Source organism: Crocinitomix algicola (genome assembly GCF_001661595.2).
GTDB classification, from domain to species: Bacteria; Bacteroidota; Bacteroidia; order Flavobacteriales_D; family Crocinitomicaceae; genus Crocinitomix; species Crocinitomix algicola.
In genome coordinates this window covers 226,658-244,613 of sequence record NZ_LYPF02000007.1, presented here as the reverse complement: position 1 = coordinate 244,613, position 17,956 = coordinate 226,658, and the positions used below count along the sequence as shown (strand labels likewise).

Genomic DNA, 17,956 nt, shown 5'->3' with positions numbered 1-17,956 from the left:
TACTATTTTATGCATTATACAATTCAAGACAGCTTATTTGTAAATAGGCACATTATTCGTGTTCTGTTTTATTCTGGTGATCCTTTAGTAAAACTCTAGCTTGTTCAATCCAATCCCTATCATCACTCAAATAATAGTCTGGTGGAATACCATCTGTTTCATACTTCCTTTGGTGGACATAACGGGTCATGGTGCAACCTAATTCATATTTAAAATTAGGGGTTTCTACAGCAGAAATATCTCCATACCCTACAAATCCTCCAGAATTTTCACCAACAATAATTGTTTTTTCGCTTTCCATCGCCCAAAATAAAAGAGTTTCGCAAGAACTAGCACAATATTTATTGGTAATGATGACGACCTTTTTAGGATTATCCAATACAGTATCCAATTCAATAGTTTCACCACTATTTCTTGGAATGAAAGTTTTATTCGGAACAGTCTTTAACGTTTCAATTTCAGCCTTAAAGCTTTTTAAAAATTCATCGCTAAAATTTGCCGTATCATTTTTCATTACCTCATACCATTTAGAATATTTTCTAATATTTTCTTTTGTGGCATAGACATCAACGATATCATCTTTGAAAGGCTTCGTATAAATATACTTCAATAATGGACTTACGCAGGCATCACTCCCACCTCCATTGTTTCTGACATCAATAATTAAATAAGGCTTTGCTTGAATTAAAGTGTCATATTGCGCATAAAACTCAGCTATTTTTGCGTAATAATTACCGTCGAAAGTGGGAATATACATATAATTTGTCTCATCATCCAACTCTGTAAAAGTAAGGTCAGTGTACGGCATTTCAATATTATAGGATTTGCTATCTGTAAGTTGAGTATTATACCAATCATCATTTAAAACACCATTCTCAAGTTTTACATTTTTGTAGTATCGCACCGCGTGATTTCGCATGTACAGGAACATGTCATAAGTATTCTCTTTTATCTTTTTTAATTCAAATTTAACCTGTCCCTCTTTCCACAATGGCGTCTTTGAATCGATAATTATACCTACATAGTCTCTAAATTCATTTTTATTTTCCACCACGACAACTGAATAAGTTTTGTCCTTTGTTTGGTAGCAATTTTCGATATTTTGAATCGCATTTTTAGAAAAGGAATTATAATTTTTAATTATTTCGCGATTTTTAAAGCGACGTGAAAGAAGAAATTGTTCCACTTCTTTTGCATTATCCTCATCGATATAAACCGAATTATTTGTGTACAATGAAGAATGGTTATCTTTAAAGAACTCAACATAAACCAGTAAGGTTTTATAACAAAGATCTTCATCACTGCAATAGTTTTTCGATAAAGTGGATAAATTATTTTTGAATTGATTATAGTCATCAATATTGCTGTCGGATACGTTATCCTTAAACCCTGGTAAATTTTCTTCATAATAATTAACGACAAATTCAAAATCATTATGACAATCACAGTCTTGAGCCTTTACCGAAAAGTGAAATAAAAAAAATAAGGGAGTTATAAAATATAGTTTCATCGTTTGGTTTCTAATACGACGCAAATTTTGGATGGTTTGTTACATTTGATTTATTTGATTGACTAAAATGAACCCACACCATAATCAGATCATCGTTCCTACCAGTCGTTGTTGCAATCCGTCTTTATTTATAACCCAAACAATTTCGTAAGCTCCAGCTCCGTCACTGTTTAATTGATGAACCAAATAAGTTTCTCCATTTTTGTAAATTGAAATTCGGCCAATACACTCAAAAATGTCAGAATAGAATATTTTTTGAATTAGAATTTCAGAACCATTAAGAATGACATTTACATTATCAACCTGAATTTTTGGCAGCCCTCCATCGATTCCCCAAACTGGTCGACCATCAATTCCACTAATAAAGCTAGCACCCTGCTTATCAATCATTCTATTTTCAACCTTGAAACTACTTAATTGATATTTAAAATAAAAATCGTTTCCATGATATTCTGTTAACCATTCTAGCTTTTGAAACCTAGACCTGTGGATGTATCCTTCGATAAAATTAGGTTCAATTTTCCCAAGAGAAAATTTGTTTTTAGGAAAGTAAATGGGAATCCATTCTCGTTTTTCTTGGACTGATTCATAGTTATACCAAAAAACATCGTTTTCGTATACCTTATGAATAATCGCTGATTCTATATCAGGTAATTTTCGCACGTTTGTCCATCCGTCTGGATCCTTGATAGTTGCAATTTGTCCTCTAGAATTTAAACTACTTAAAATAAATAATCCTACTATAAAAAGCACATTCATCTTTTCTATTGTAAGAGTTTTATATTTTAAATCACACATTTTTTTGTGGTTAGAGTTTTATCATTTACTTGAAACTTAAACAGAAGTCTTTGGTTTCCATTACTTAATGAGGTTCGTCTTTCCGCCCCTACTATTAACCAACAAAACAATAATAAATTTAGCAATTTTTAAAATCATATCCAATTTGCTTCTGGAAAAATGAAATGAGACAAAAGTTGGTGTTATTGCGCTGACCAGAAAGAGTATTATTCGTTCTTTTACTCTTTTAGACGATTAGGGCAAGTATTTGATTTTGCGTTAAGGATTGAAGCGATTGTTTAAGCACATTTTGACAATCATCATCAGATTGACAAAATTGCGAGTGCGTAAAGCCTGACTATAAAGCGCCAGTTTGAATAAAATGGCGCTTTATAGGAACGCCCAAAACAAAAATTAGACATAAAAAAACCCCACCGTATTGGTGAGGTTTGACTTTATATTAGCGTTAAACTAACCCGCTAGTTCTTCTTTTACGATGGTTGAAATTAATTTACCATCCGCTTTTCCATTCAACTGCCCCATGATTGGTCCCATTACTTTTCCCATGTCTTGAGGACCGGTGGCACCCATAGCCGCTATTTTTTCTTTTACAACCTTTCGAACATCGTCTTCAGACATCATTTCTGGCATGTAAGCCTTAATAATATCCGCTTGAAACTTTTCGTCTGCTGCTAAATCCTCACGCCCTTCTTTTACATACAACTCGTAGGTATCAATTCTCTGCTTGTAGAGTTTCATTACGACTTTATTTGCCGCTTCTTCGGTTACCTCACCATCACCACCGCTAGTCGCCTCTAGTAGAAGTTTTGCTTTAATATCTCGTAAAGCCGCCAATTTATCTTTTTCTCGCGCTTTCATAGCGGCTTTTATATCATCGTTAATTTTATCTGTTAAGCTCATTTTTTATCTGATTGATTCTTCCTCAAAATTACATTTTTATTAGCAAATTAGATGGACTGCTTTCAAAGAAATTATAGGATTAATCGAGAAGGATGATGTTTCTTTTCCAGACTATGCCATTATCGTTAATTATTGATACACTATAAATTTGATTGTAGAAGGGTAGCGAAATATTCGTTGATTCTTTTAGAATTCGACTTTGATGGATTAGTTTACCATCTATTCCCGCGATGAGTAGGTTATAATTTGCATTGAGATAAAAACATTCGATTACCAAATTATTTTGTTCAACACGGTAGTTAAATTGATTGGCGTGCTCATTGAAGGATGTTAAAGGACCAATAGAAATGGGCAGCTCATCAGTGGAGCAACCTATTTCATTGCTCAATGTAAGATTATAGACACCTTCACACACATCAGACAAAGTATTTGCACCTTCACCAGAGATACCATGAGGGTCTGGGCTCCAAAAGTAATAGAGGATATCAAAATCTCCAGTCACAGATTCGATAGATATTTCTCCATCACAGGTTTCTCCATCAGATGGGAGGACATAAGAAATTGATTCGACTTCAATTTCTATTGGATCGATAAGTTCTACAGAATCTAGAATTTCACAACCAAGATCATCCGTTACTGACGTATAATACCAACCTGCTTCTAGTACAAATCCTTCCGTCATAATTTCGTCCATGGAATTTTTAACAATTACTTCGTAAGGGGTAGCGCCACCAGTTGGCATTAGATGAACAGAGCCATCATGAAAACCAGGGCAAGTTGGATGCGTAAAAGTAATTGGAGCTTCAAAACCTTCGCATTGGGCGTTTGCTAAAAGGATATTAAAGCACAAGAATAAGACAGACAATACTTTCATAACAAAGGATTTACGTGAAAAACGAACTTCACCTAAAAAATGTTGCATAAAAAAATGCCACACAGTAAAGTGCAGCATTTTTCTATTGTAGTTATGGTATAAAATTGACTAGTCTACATTATCGTGTAAGAAAGAATTATTATCTCTCAAACCACCTTTTTCTCCATCCCCGGACAAAGTAAATTTACTCATATTCTCTTCTGAAGAATGAGGGACATCATCGATACGAATGTTTTTACGCTTATAAGCTGGTTCACGTTCAAGGTCAGTTAATCCATTTGATGATTTCAGTTTGGATGTATACGCCTGAATTCGCTCCATTCGTTCCTTAGAACGTGCTTGTTGTTCTTCTGCAGATAAAACCGATTTTGGTTTTACGTCTGTATTCATTTCTACACGATCTTCTAGGTCATCAGTTAAATAATGACGTACAACCTCTTCTTTTTTCTCCTCACGGTTAACATTTGATTGTGCTTCGTCATTTGTTTTATTAACATTTGTCTCATTTGAATATGTAATTTCATCTTCAGCAATTACATTTTCAGACTCTTCATTGTTAAAGGTCCAATTAATTTCTGCTTGCGTCTCTCCTTTTTCTTCTTCCGTGTCTTTTGTTTTTAGGAACGGCATATCCTCAACCTCTTCCTTTGGCTCAGCCTTCCACGTATTCGATTGAGTCGGTTTAGCAATTGGTTCAGAGATCATAGTTGGCGCCTGATCATCAAGGTTTACCACCTTTTTCTCAGGCTCTTTTTCAAAACCCGTGATAGGCGATGAATGGAAACCAGTAGCGATAATTGTCACACTTATACCTTCGCCCAATGACTCATCGTACCCGTGTCCCCAGATTACATCTGCAGTCGCTCCAGCTTCATCTTGAATATAATCGGTTATTTCGCCGATTTCATCCATTAATATTTCTTTGCTACCGTAGGTAATATTTAAAAGCACATATTTCGCTCCCTCGATATTATTATCATTTAACAACGGAGAAGAAAGTGAATTACGCACCGCTTCAATAGCTCGATCTTCGCCTTCTGCAACTGCTGATCCCATGATGGCAACACCACTATTTTTCATCACCGTGCTAACGTCATTAAAATCGACGTTTATCATTCCTGTCACTGAAATAACCTCGGCTATCCCTTTCGCTGCAGTAGCTAATACATCATCAGCTTGAGCAAATGCATTACCTAACGAAAGGTTTCCAAACATTTCACGTAGACGATCATTATTGATAATAAGTAAGGTATCTACGTTTTTACGCATTTCTTCCAAACCTTCTTCCGCCTGTAATTTTCGCTTTCTTCCTTCAAAACCAAAAGGAACTGTAACAATACCTACTGTTAAAATTCCCATATCTTTGGCAACTTTGGCAATTACCGGTGCCGCACCTGTACCAGTACCACCCCCCATTCCTGCCGTAATAAACACCATTTTGGTATTTGTTTGCAAGAACGCCTTAATGTCATCAATGTTTTCGATTGCAGCATTTTTCCCAATTTCAGGAATTGCTCCAGCACCACGACCTTCAGTCAAACTTGCTCCTAATTGCATTTTGATAGGAACAGGACTAATGTCCAATGCTTGTTGATCGGTATTACAAATAACGAAATCAACACCTTTAATGCCTTGGTTATACATGTGGTTGACTGCATTTCCACCGCCCCCTCCAACACCAATTACTTTGATGATTGAAGATTGGTCTTTTGGTAAATCGAATTCCATAATTCTTATTTTTTAGTATTCAAAGAAAACCGATTGAGATTCGTCTCTTTCCAATAATCTTTACAACCGTTTTTCTTTCTACTTTTTCTCCTTTTTACTTTATGTTCTCTTACTTCTTCGGTTGGGCAGATATTATTTTACCATCTTAACCAACCATTATTTCCTTGTTGTCTAATCTTCTTCTTCGAACCAAGTTCTACTCTTTGTTAAGATTTTTTCAAAGAAGCTTCCTTTGGTTTTTGTTGAGTGATTTTTAGCGAGATTATCTGAAACTTGACTTTCGTTCATATTGTAATAAGCTTCTTTAAACCCTTTAATCACTAATCCAATACCTGTTGCATACATTGGACTCGTTATATTATCCACAACTGTGGTTGGAGCTAAATGTTCGTTAGGGTATCCAATTCTTGTATCCATTCCAGTGATATACTCGAATAGTTGAGTGATATGTTTTAATTGTGCACCACCACCCGTTACGACGATTCCACCAATCAATTTCTTTTCGAATCCAGAATTTTTAATCTCGTAGTACACATGTTCAATAATTTCTTCCATTCTTGCTTGAATGATAGAAGCTAAATTTCTCACAGAAATTTCTTTTGGTTCACGACCTCTCAAACCAGGGATACAAACGATTTCATTTTCTTGACATTCACTCGCTAATGCAGAACCAAATTTCACTTTCAATAATTCTGCTTGACGTTTCATGATTGTGCACCCTTCTTTTATATCCTCAGAGATGATATTACCACCAAAAGGAATTACTGCTGTATGGCGAATGATACCATCCTGGAAAATGGCGATATCTGTTGTCCCTCCTCCTATATCAACAAGTACAACTCCTGCTTCTTTCTCTTCATCGCTCAACACTGCTTCAGAAGAGGCCAGAGGTTCCAAAATCATTTCATCAACTTCTAAGCCCCCTTTATCCACACATTTCTTAATGTTTTTAGCAGCTGCAATTTGACCAGTAATGATGTGAAAGTTGGCTTCCAATCTCACACCAGCCATTCCAATAGGATCCTTAATTCCTTGCTCTGCATCCACGATATATTCTTGCGGGAGAACATGAATAATTTCCTCACCTGGTTGCATTACCAGTTTGTACATATCTTCAATCAAGGTATCGATATCTTGCTGAGAAATTTCATTGTCCAAATTATTTCTCATCAACATTCCTCTATGCTGCAAGCTATTAATATGTTGACCTGCGATACCTACATTTACAACACGAACTTGCAATTCTCCATCCACACGACTTTCAGCCTCCTCAACAGCCGCTTTAATCGATTGTACCGTTTTTTCGATATTTGATACGACACCGCGAGTTACTCCAACGCTTTCAGATTTGCCCATGGACAAAATCTCAATTTTACCATGTTCAGATTTACGTCCTACAATGCACGCAATCTTTGTGGTTCCAATATCTAATCCTACAACAATTTCAGACATATTTAATTTTTTATCAAGCGGTCAATTAATGCCCAATGCTAATAACTTACTTTTAACTTTACTCTACTACCCTTACTATTTTCGTGAGCACACCACCTGATTGGCGTACATCACATTTATCGTATCATATTCTTCCCATCCTGCTCTGCTTATCCCCTCCGTATAAAACAATTCTAATTTTTTAAACTTACCTGGAATGTTCTCCGCTTCACCAAATAAAACACGATGTTCTCCTACCCTTGGGATTAGCTCAAACTCATTGTACGGATTAATGTGTACTTGAGTAAATTGAGCGGAAAGGAATTCATCAGAACAAACATAAGATGATAATCGATACAAATCATCGAGGATTTCAATAGTTTTCAAACTATCATTGTTGATTATCGTGTTAACATCTTTCGAAAAATCAATTTCATTTATATTTCCCGTAACTGCCAAAACATGTGCCGAAAAATTAGTGGACAAAGGCATTAAAGTTCCGTCTTTATCCAAATAACAACTACTGCCATCAAGGTTGAAAATACGAGCAATTGGTTGTCTCAACACTACATCTATAGACCATTTACCTCCTAAATGACTATAAACATTAACCGTTTTAACCTCAGGTAAATCAGCCAAATACGATTCAATTTCCAAGCAATTCAAATCATCATAAGTCTGCCCTGGACGAATAAACCCTTTATCACTCAAACGCTGCAGAATATCATCCTTAGAAAGAAAACGCATATCCTCATACATATCTATATGAATATCAGGCAAACCAATCAGATTTGCAGACTGCGAAGAACGCATAAATGTCATTAGAATTAGAACGACTCCCCCCCCTAATACCCAAAGTGTATTTTTCAACCAACTTTTCATAAATTCAGTAGTCCATTAAAAAATGAAACAATTGGGCGGATGCATGTATCTATATCTCCAGCACCTACAATTAACACAACCTCATGCTCTTGATTTTTAAGATCTTCCACAATTGTGCTTTTGGTACTTAACTTTTTTTGAGTCATCTGAATATCTGCCAAAAGCAACTCGCTGCTTACACCAGGAATTGGTTCTTCTCTCGCTGGATAGATATCCAATAAATACAATAAATCACTCGAAGCTAAAACCTGGACAAATTCCTGATAAAAATCTCTTGTTCTAGAGAACAAGTGAGGCTGAAAAATCAATGTCACCTTTTTACCCGGATAAATAGTTCTTATTGAAGATAACAAAGCGTTAATTTCAGTCGGATGATGCGCATAATCATCAATCACCACCAATTTTTCTGTACGAATATGAAAATCAAAACGACGCTTTACTCCTTTATACGATTTAAAAGCTTTTCGAATTTCGATTTCTGAAACACCATTCAGATAAGCCATAGCAAACACAGCAAGAGCATTTTCAGCATTGTGCCTACCCGGTAAACCAAATTCAACCTCTGAAAACAACTTACCCTGATACAAAATATCAAAAAAGAATCTACCTTCTTCATATTTTAAGTTATCTCCTTGCCAATCCGCCGCAACACCAAAACCATAGGTTAACAGTTCTAACCCCTCTTTTACTTCAAAACTTGATTGATCAATATTGGCCTGTAATAAAACACGTCCATTAACATTTGTTAAATTCACAAATTCATTAAAAGACGCTATCAACCCATCACTATTTCCATAAATATCCAAGTGATCAGCATCCATGGTCGTAACGATTGAATAGTTAGGTTTTAATTCTAAAAACGACCGATCAAATTCATCCGCTTCCACCACTATATTTTTTGCTTCAGGATCAATGATGCAATTCGAATTATAGTTCGAGCTTATTCCTCCAATAAAAGCGTTACATTTTAAATGAGATTGAAATAGGACATGCGCTAAAATAGAACTCGTCGTTGTTTTACCATGTGTTCCTGCTACAGCGTATGTTTCAAAAGCAGAAGAAATAACCCCTAACGCTTTCGCTCTTTTGATAACCCTAAAACCATTCTCTTGTAATATTTGCAATTCTGAAAATCCTTTAGGTATTGCCGGTGTATAAACGACTAAATCAGTTTCTACATTCAATCGTTCCAGCACACGTACTCCTTGATCTTCGTAATAAACCTCAATTCCTTCAGCAATCAATTTTTTAGTGAGTTCAGTTTCAGTTTTATCATAACCAGAAACAACTTTCCCCCTACTTATAAAATAGCGCGCTATTGCGCTCATACCAATACCACCAATGCCTAAAAAATGAATCTTATGTATGGAATTAAAATTCATGCAATCAACTATTTTTTGTTAATTTTTCAATTTCGGTAAGGATGCGATCAGTTGCATTAGAAATACCTAATTGTTTTATATTTTTAGAGAGATTTGATTTTAATTCGTCATCCTTCAAAACGGCAATTATTTTTGGGACAAGTTGCTCGCGAGCCTCTTGATCTTTTATCAAAACAGCAGCGTTTTCATTGACTAAAGCCAAGGCATTTTTTGTTTGATGATCTTCAGCAACATTCGGTGAAGGCACCAAAATCACAGGTTTACCAATTAAAGAAACCTCTGAAACAGAAATTGCACCAGCTCTGGACACAATCACATCCGCTGCGGCGTATGCATAATCCATTTCATAAACGAAATCTGACAAATAAATTAAATCTGTTTTTAAATTGGCTACAAACGCATTGAGTTCTTGACTGTAAAACTTACCACACTGCCAAATCACCTGCACATCACTATCTATCAAGTCCTTCACCTTCAACTTAAGACTGTCATTTAATGTTTTCGCCCCTAAGCTTCCTCCGATAATCAGCACTGTATTTTTAGCAGGGTTTAATCCGAAGTGCATCAAACCCTGCTCTCGTTTCCCATCAATATCTACAACATTTGCACGAACAGGATTACCTGTTTTTACGATTTTTTCTTTCGGAAAAAAACGCTCTAAATGATCATAAGCGACACAAATTGTATTCACACTTTTCCCAAGCCATTTGTTGGTAATACCGGGATAAGAATTCTGTTCTTGAATAAGGGTCGGCACTTTAAGTTTCGAAGCAACTCTGAGCGTAGCAGCGCTTGCATATCCACCAACACCAATTGCAATATCAGGCTTGAATTGCTTAACTAATTTTTTAGCCATTCTTAGGCTCGACCATAGCTTAAACGGCACTGCTAAATTTTTCAAAGTCAATCGGCGTTGAATACCACGAATGGGTAAACCAACAATTTCGTATCCGGCTTTTGGAACTTTCTCCATCTCCATTTTTCCTTCCGCTCCAACAAACACGACTTCCGCTTCGGGATACTTTTCTTTAATTCGATCTGCAATTGCGATCGCCGGAAAAATATGCCCACCTGTTCCCCCACCGCTAATAACCACTTTATTTATCCCCATGATCTTCTTCTTTATTCGAATTATTATTCAATTTTAAACTTTCACGTGACACCCCTAAAACCATTCCAAATGCAATACATGTAAACCAAGCTGAAGTACCTCCCATACTCAACAGCGGCATATTTTGCCCAGTTACAGGCATCAATTTAGTACTCACCATCATATTCACTAAAGCTTGAGAGATAATCATAATTGCTATACCTAATACCATGTAGGTCATAAATTCTGTCTTTGCCGAAAGCGCCGTTTTAATAAACCTAAAAAACAACCACATATAAAGCATAATAACAAAGATTGCCGAAGGCAATCCACCTTCCTCTACCAAGGCCGCAAAATAAAAATCGGCATAAGCTTCTGGAATCCAATGCTTCAACACACCATTACCAGGCAATTCTGGTCCATAAAACTTGCCATTTTTTATGGTTATGGAACCATTTTTAATCGCCGTTAACGCATTGTTAGACTGCATATTTTCAGTTGGATCCAGTGACTCTTCATCACTAAACATTCTGACAATTCGCATCCTCCAAGTTTCAACTCTCGGTAATACCTCAGGTTGATAACTTGCAACAGCAAGCAAAAGCATAAATGCGGCTCCAGCTCCACCTACTGATAAAGCAATCCACTTAAAAGGGAAATTTGCAATAATCAACATGATTAGCGCCATGACCCCAACTAATGCTGCAGTTGACAAGTTAGACGGAAGGATTAAAAAAATCGTCAACCCAATGGGTAACAATATATACCTCCCAACTATTTTTAAATCATTAAACTGATCCTTCCACTTTACCATTTGCCTTGACAAGTATATCACCAAAGCTAATTTTGCAAAGTCAGAAGTTTGAAATGAAAAAGGCACAAATGGTATTTTCAGCCAGCGATCTGCCCCATTTACACTCTCTCCGATTAACATAGTTAAAACCAATAAAACTATGGCAACATAAAATATGACTTTTGAGAGTTTAGAAAAAATCTTGGGTGGAATTTTATGTACGGCAAACATCAATACAAATCCTAATCCCAAGAGTATAGTATGCTTGAAAAAGAGGAAAGAATAACTCAGCCCTTTCACCTTTACCAAGATGGGAATAAAACTGTACACAGAAACAACAGAAATAATTCCGAGTAAAAATGCAATTACCCAGATATTTCGATCACCTCCTAGATATTTAAAAAATGTACGCACGTGAATCGAGAATTAGTTCGATTTTATAATTCTCTAACCGAAAATTTGAATTGTTTACCACGATCTTCATAGCTTTCAAACAAATCAAAACTAGCGCAAGCCGGAGACAACAACACGGTATCACCGTTCTTAGCATGTCGATAAGACTGATTTACAGCATCCATAGCTGATTTAGCCTCAGTAATTACATCTACAATTCCAGAAAAAGCATTTATAATTTTCGCATTATCCGTTCCTAAACAAACTATAGCTTTTACTTTATCTTTTACTAGGGGAATCAAAGACTCATAATCATTTCCTTTATCCACTCCACCAACGATCCAAACAGTTGGATTTGACATACTCTCTAAAGCAAACCAAGCCGAATTTACATTTGTAGCTTTAGAATCATTAATAAATTCGATTCCATTAACTTTAGCTACAAACTCTAATCGGTGTTCAACATTTTTAAAGTCCGATAAACTTTCTCGGATATTTTCTTTTCTAATTTCAAGGATTTTGGACGCAATACCAGAAGCCATTGAGTTTTGGGCATTGTGTTTACCCTTAAGCGATAAATCGTGAATTGACATAGTTACAATTGGTTTTATGTTTATTATAATTTGGTTGTTGTTTACATAAGCAGCCATTCCCTCTTTTTTTTCAAGTGAGAATGGAGCGAGTTTTGCCTCTATTTTTCTTGAGGCTAACTCTTTATTTATAATCGGATCATCTGCGTTATAGATGAACCAATCGTTTTTGGTTAGATTTTGTATAATTCTAAACTTAGCGTTCACATAGTTTTGCATTTGATAATCATAGCGATCAAGATGGTCAGGAGTAATATTCAAGAGAATGGCGATATCCGCTTTAAATTCGTACATACCATCCAACTGAAAAGAGCTAAGTTCAATCACGTATACATCCGCCTCATCTTCAATCACCTGTCGAGCGAGAGATTCTCCGACATTTCCCGCAACTGCAACATTTACCCCCGCATTTTTTAGGATATGGTGAATCCACATGGTTGTTGTGGTTTTACCATTACTACCAGTAATACACACCTTCTTTTTATTCGTATACCATCCTGCAAATTCTATCTCACTGACAACAGGAATACCTTTTTCCAATGCAGCTTGAACGATGCTAACTTTTTCTGGAATTCCAGGGCTCTTGATAATAAGGTCCGCTTTTAAAATGCGCTCAACAGAATGTTTTCCTTGCTCAAACTCAATTCCAGCCGACTCCAATTCTTTTTGAAAAGGAAGTTTAATCGTACCAAAATCTGATACAAAAGGCTGCATACCCTTAGCTTGAGCTAATAAAGCGGCACCAACTCCACTTTCTCCAGCTCCTAGAATTGCGATATGTTTAAAATTCGTTTTCAACCTATCTCAACTTCAACGTTACTATTGTGATTACTGCAAGCAAGACCCCTACAATCCAGAATCGTGAGACGATTTTAGACTCATGCATGCCCAATTTTTGGTAATGATGATGTAATGGTGCCATTTTAAAAATCCTTCGACCTTCGCCGTATTTTCTTTTGGTATATTTAAACCATCCGACCTGCATGATTACAGAAAGGTTTTCCATAATAAAAACACCACAAAGCACAGGAATCAACAGCTCTTTACGAATAACTATTGCGAATACCGCAATAATTCCACCCAAGGCCAAACTTCCTGTATCTCCCATAAAAACCTGAGCGGGATAAGAATTATACCAAAGAAAACCTATGCAAGCCCCCATAAAAGCAGAGATAAAAATCACCAATTCGGAAGAGTACGGGATATACATTACATTGAGGTAATCAGCAAACTCGATATGCCCAGAGACATAAGCAAAAATCGCCAATGCAATTCCAATTATCGCGGATGTTCCTGTCGCAAGGCCATCCAGTCCATCCGTCATATTCGCCCCATTAGAAATAGCAACCACAAGAAAAATCACAATTGGAATAAATAATAACCAACCATAACTTTTATTTGTATCCCCAATTAACCAATTGTAATTAAACTCATTCCCCTTCACAAAGGGAATGGTAGTTGTCATATCCTTCGTTTTAATCCATTTGGTCCCTTCATTATCGTCGGTATGAAGATGGCTTACATCCGTGCTATTTTCAACTGTTTTTGAGACAAGAACCTCGTCATGAACCTGCACATCAGGATGAAAATAAAGCGTAGCACCGACAAAGACACCAACAGCAATTTGACCAACTACTTTAAACTTCCCCGCTAAACCTTCTTTATTCTTTTTAAAAACCTTGATATAATCATCGATAAAACCAATTGCCCCTAACATCACTGTCGACACCAACATGATGATAACATAGATATTATTGAGGTTAGCAAATAATAAGGTAGGAATAAGAATAGAAGCAAGAATAATTAAACCGCCCATTGTTGGCGTCCCTTCTTTTTCTTTTTGACCTTCTAAGCCCAAGTCCCGAACAGACTCGCCAATTTGTTGACGACGTAACATCCGTATAATACTTTTACCAAAGACCATAGAGATGAGTAGGGATGTAATAATTGCCATGGCCGCTCGAAAGGATATATAATTAAACAATCCTGCGCCGGGAAAGGCGAATTCTTCGTTGAGATAAGTAAAAAGTGCGTATAACATTATTTATTCAGGTTTTTTAGGGTTGTGCTCAATATTGATAAGTCGTCAAACGGAAACTTTTCACCGTTGATTTCTTGGTATTTTTCATGACCTTTACCTGCTACAAGTACGATGTCGCCTGGGGAAGCTAATGTGCAAGCTACTTTAATCGCTTCTTCACGATTTGTAATTGCCATTACACGTGCTGATTTTTCAACCGGCACGCCTTTTTTCATATCTTCTATAATTGAATCTGGGTTTTCCGTTCTTGGATTATCCGATGTTAAAATTACGCGATCACTCTCCTCACTGGCAATACCTGCCATCAAAGGACGCTTCGATTTATCCCGGTCACCACCACATCCAACAACTGTAATCACTTGTTCATTCCTTGTTCTAACTGCTTGAATAGTTCCGAGCACATTTTTTAGTGCATCTGGCGTATGCGCATAATCGACAATTGCAATAATTCCATTTTCAGAAACCAAATGCTCAAACCTACCCTCTACTGATTTAAGCTTACTGATTGCCTGTAAAACCTCAACCTCATCTATCCCTAACTCTACTGCTACAGCATAGACTAACAATAAATTATAAGCATTAAAACCACCTATTAAATTGGTCCAAAGTTCATGCTGATTAATATTTAAGACCAAGCCTGAAAAAGAATTTTCTACGATTTTAACCTTATAATCAGCAACGGTTTTTAGCGCCATGGTTCTCACCTTTGCTTTCGAGTTTTGCACCATAACCATTCCATTTACATCATCATCATTCACAATGGCTACCGCATGACGATTTAACTCATCAAAAAACTTCTTTTTAGCATAGATATACTCTTTAAAAGTTTTATGATAATCGAGGTGATCATGTGAAATATTCGTAAAGCCCGCAATATTAAAATCCAATCCGGCGATACGATCTTGATGAATGGCATGAGAACTTACTTCCATAAAGCAAAATTCACAACCCGCATCAACCATTTCCCTCAGCAGAGCGTTAAGCGCCACAGGATTTGGTGTTGTATGCGTTGAAGGAATTTCTGTTCTCCCAATCTTATTCACAACGGTAGACAATAGCCCCGCCATATATCCAAGATCAGAAAACACATCGTGCAACAATGTTGTGGTGGTTGTCTTTCCGTTAGTTCCTGTTACCCCAACAAGTTTTAATTCGTGGGATGGATTTCCATAAAAATTAGAAGCCAACAAAGCCAATGCCTGATGAGCTTCTTTTACTTGCACATATGTAATGCCCTCTTTAAGATCCATTGGAAGGCGCTCGCAAACCACGGCAACCGCGCCTTTTTCGAGCGCTTTACCAATAAAACCATGACCATCTACAACTGTTCCAACAACCGCAACAAACACACTTCCATCAACTACGTTCCGTGAATCAAAATCTATTTGTGCGACATCAAGTTCTAACGACCCATGTACAGCTACTAAACCAACTTTATATAATATGTTTTGTAAATTCTGCATTAGTTTAAAACAATTTTTACTGTTTGACCAGTTACCACTTTAGAATTAGCTTGAATTGATTGAGACTTTACTTTTCCACTTCCTTGCACCTTCACCCTTAACCCGACAGACTCCAAGGCCATAACAGCATCATTCAAAGGCATACCTACAACAAAAGGAACCTTCCCTTTATCATGAATCCTATCTTTTAATCGTATTTTATTATTGGATTTCTCGGCGGACAAATAACCTGATTGTTGGACAGCACCTTCATACGCAATCCCTACTTTATTCAACACTTTTATTGTCTCATTCGCACGACCAGCCTTAACTCTCGGCAAGGATTGCGCCATAGGCTTCCCATTATAATCAGGGTGATATTCCAAAGAAGAAGAATAAACTTTATTTGCAATGCTCGCGAACACCGTTCCTGAAACCTGCGCACCATAGATCTGTTTAGTTGGACCAGCAATCACAACAATACAAGAATATTTAGGGTTATCTGCTGGAAAATAACCAGCAAAAGATGCCTGATAAAAATTAGAATAACCCTCAGCACCATCAGCCAAACGCGCCGTACCCGTTTTACCCGCAATTTTAAAGTTTGTGCTTTTCAAGTTCTTCCCTGTTCCACGCTCAATTACCCCTTCTAGGCATTTTTTTAAGCTAATAATAGTTTCGTCAGAACAGATTTGTTCGTTTAAAACCACTTTTTCAAACTTCTCAATCACCTCACCATCTCTCCTTATCTCACTCACAAACTGAGGCTTAACCAATTCCCCATTATTGGCAACCGCATTATAAAAAGCGAGTGTTTGAATAGGAGTTATTTCCACCTCATAACCAATCGCCATCCACGGCAATGTAATCCCAGACCAACCATCTTCACCTACATTTTTAAGAACAGGTATTGCTTCTCCCGCGATATCCAAACCTAATGTATCGCCTAAACCGAAAGACTTTAAACGGTCAACAAATTTTTGTTCATCAGAATAATAAGCCTTATTAGCAATTTTTGAAAACACGTTTGAAGAAACTTCAAAGGCATGTTGGATAGTTATCTTACCGTAACCCCATGGATTTGTATCCACAAAACTTTGATCATAGAAATCATATTTACCAACTGCATTAACCGAATCTGTTATTGCCACTTTACCATCTTCCAGCAAAGCCATTAATGTCGCCAATTTGAATGTAGAGCCCGGATCCGTTTTTTGTCCTACAGCATAATTATAGATCTCGTAATACTCTCCATCACCAGCTCTCTTGAGGTTTGCTATAGCCTTTACAAAACCAGTTTCCACCTCCATTAAAACCACAGAACCATATAAAGCCTGTTGTTCCTCGAGCTGTTTTTTCAACTCATTTTCAGCAACATCCTGCACATCAATATCAATTGAAGTAATTACATCAGCACCAGGCACAGGCTCTTTAAGATAATCGCCAGACACTGGCTTCCAACCATTGCTCACATATTGCTTTGTCACCAACCCATACTCTCCAGTTAAATACTGATCAAAAGCCCCCTCCAAGCCAACATTCATTGCCCCGATTCGTTTAGAACCAAGCGTTCGTCTAGCTAATAACCCATAAGGTTTCTGACGAATCGATTCTTTCTCTTCAATAAACCCGCCTTTGTACTTCCCTTCTCTAAATATTGGAAATGCACGCACTTTCTGCAACACATCATACTGTACCTTATTTTGAATTGGATAATATTGACTTTCATCAGCCCGAGCAGTTCTTAGCGCCTGCTCCCACTCTGACTTATTCCGCTTATCAAACACTTGTGCCAAATAAAAAGCTAAAGAATCCACTTCCTCTTCAAACAATTCATCCTTAACCACCGTTAAATCCATATGGAGATTGTAGATTGGAATTGATGTTACAAGATCACTACCATTATCAGACAAAATTCGCCCCCTAAGCGGCTGAATAGAATCAATACGAGTTGGCATCTCCCCATCAACCCCATTGGTATCCGCCTCAGACAAATGAGGCGTAGGAGCAACATCACCATATTGAATAGCAATAACACGGGCAATCACAACAACCATTGCGACTCCAATAAAGATGTACATAAAGTACGCCTTTAGCATTAT

14 protein-coding genes are annotated in these 17,956 nt (G+C 36.9%); all 14 read right to left on the bottom strand.

The genetic code is table 11. The features are described 5' to 3' along the window. Positions 1-52 precede the first annotated feature (52 nt). Complete coding sequence (locus A8143_RS16750) at positions 53-1,510, bottom strand: S41 family peptidase (protein WP_070137777.1); 1,458 nt, start codon at positions 1,508-1,510, stop codon at positions 53-55. Positions 1,511-1,594: 84 nt separating this feature from the next. Beyond that, positions 1,595-2,308, bottom strand: coding sequence for a hypothetical protein (locus A8143_RS05335; protein ID WP_139134274.1), 714 nt, complete (start codon positions 2,306-2,308; stop codon positions 1,595-1,597). Between the two features lie 450 nt (positions 2,309-2,758). After that, the gene (locus A8143_RS05330; protein WP_070137775.1) at positions 2,759-3,208 is read right to left on the bottom strand and encodes a GatB/YqeY domain-containing protein; all 450 of its coding nucleotides are present in this window, start codon (positions 3,206-3,208) and stop codon (positions 2,759-2,761) included. 79 nt (positions 3,209-3,287) lie between these two features. Then, positions 3,288-4,082 (bottom strand): hypothetical protein, encoded by a 795-nt coding sequence (locus A8143_RS05325; RefSeq protein WP_139134273.1) that lies wholly within the window; start codon positions 4,080-4,082, stop codon positions 3,288-3,290. A gap of 108 nt (positions 4,083-4,190) precedes the next feature. Then, positions 4,191-5,810, bottom strand: a complete 1,620-nt coding sequence (gene ftsZ / locus A8143_RS05320) for a cell division protein FtsZ (RefSeq protein ID WP_070137773.1) — start codon at positions 5,808-5,810, stop codon at positions 4,191-4,193. A gap of 171 nt (positions 5,811-5,981) precedes the next feature. Further along, positions 5,982-7,262 (bottom strand): cell division protein FtsA, encoded by a 1,281-nt coding sequence (ftsA, locus tag A8143_RS05315; RefSeq protein ID WP_070137772.1) that lies wholly within the window; start codon positions 7,260-7,262, stop codon positions 5,982-5,984. A 75-nt stretch (positions 7,263-7,337) separates the two neighbouring features. Further along, positions 7,338-8,123 (bottom strand): cell division protein FtsQ/DivIB, encoded by a 786-nt coding sequence (locus tag A8143_RS05310; protein ID WP_070137771.1) that lies wholly within the window; start codon positions 8,121-8,123, stop codon positions 7,338-7,340. Then, positions 8,120-9,505, bottom strand: coding sequence for a UDP-N-acetylmuramate--L-alanine ligase (gene murC / locus A8143_RS05305; RefSeq protein WP_070137770.1), 1,386 nt, complete (start codon positions 9,503-9,505; stop codon positions 8,120-8,122). The genes A8143_RS05310 and murC overlap by 4 nt, the downstream gene beginning before the upstream one ends. A 4-nt stretch (positions 9,506-9,509) precedes the next feature. Then, complete coding sequence (gene murG, locus A8143_RS05300; RefSeq protein ID WP_070137769.1) at positions 9,510-10,616, bottom strand: undecaprenyldiphospho-muramoylpentapeptide beta-N-acetylglucosaminyltransferase; 1,107 nt, start codon at positions 10,614-10,616, stop codon at positions 9,510-9,512. Continuing rightward, entirely contained in the window at positions 10,603-11,802 is a 1,200-nt protein-coding gene (locus A8143_RS05295) for an FtsW/RodA/SpoVE family cell cycle protein (RefSeq protein WP_070137768.1), read from the bottom strand. The genes murG and A8143_RS05295 overlap by 14 nt, the downstream gene beginning before the upstream one ends. 23 nt (positions 11,803-11,825) lie before the next feature. Beyond that, entirely contained in the window at positions 11,826-13,169 is a 1,344-nt protein-coding gene (gene murD, locus A8143_RS05290; RefSeq protein ID WP_070137767.1) for a UDP-N-acetylmuramoyl-L-alanine--D-glutamate ligase, read from the bottom strand. A gap of 1 nt (position 13,170) precedes the next feature. Then, the gene (gene mraY, locus A8143_RS05285) at positions 13,171-14,412 is read right to left on the bottom strand and encodes a phospho-N-acetylmuramoyl-pentapeptide-transferase (RefSeq protein ID WP_070137766.1); all 1,242 of its coding nucleotides are present in this window, start codon (positions 14,410-14,412) and stop codon (positions 13,171-13,173) included. Next, entirely contained in the window at positions 14,412-15,875 is a 1,464-nt protein-coding gene (locus A8143_RS05280; RefSeq protein WP_070137765.1) for a UDP-N-acetylmuramoyl-L-alanyl-D-glutamate--2,6-diaminopimelate ligase, read from the bottom strand. The genes mraY and A8143_RS05280 overlap by 1 nt, the downstream gene beginning before the upstream one ends. Then, on the bottom strand, positions 15,875-17,953 hold the full coding sequence (locus tag A8143_RS05275) for a penicillin-binding protein (protein WP_175437488.1): 2,079 nt from the start codon (positions 17,951-17,953) through the stop codon (positions 15,875-15,877). The genes A8143_RS05280 and A8143_RS05275 overlap by 1 nt, the downstream gene beginning before the upstream one ends. Between the last annotated feature and the right edge of the window lie 3 nt (positions 17,954-17,956).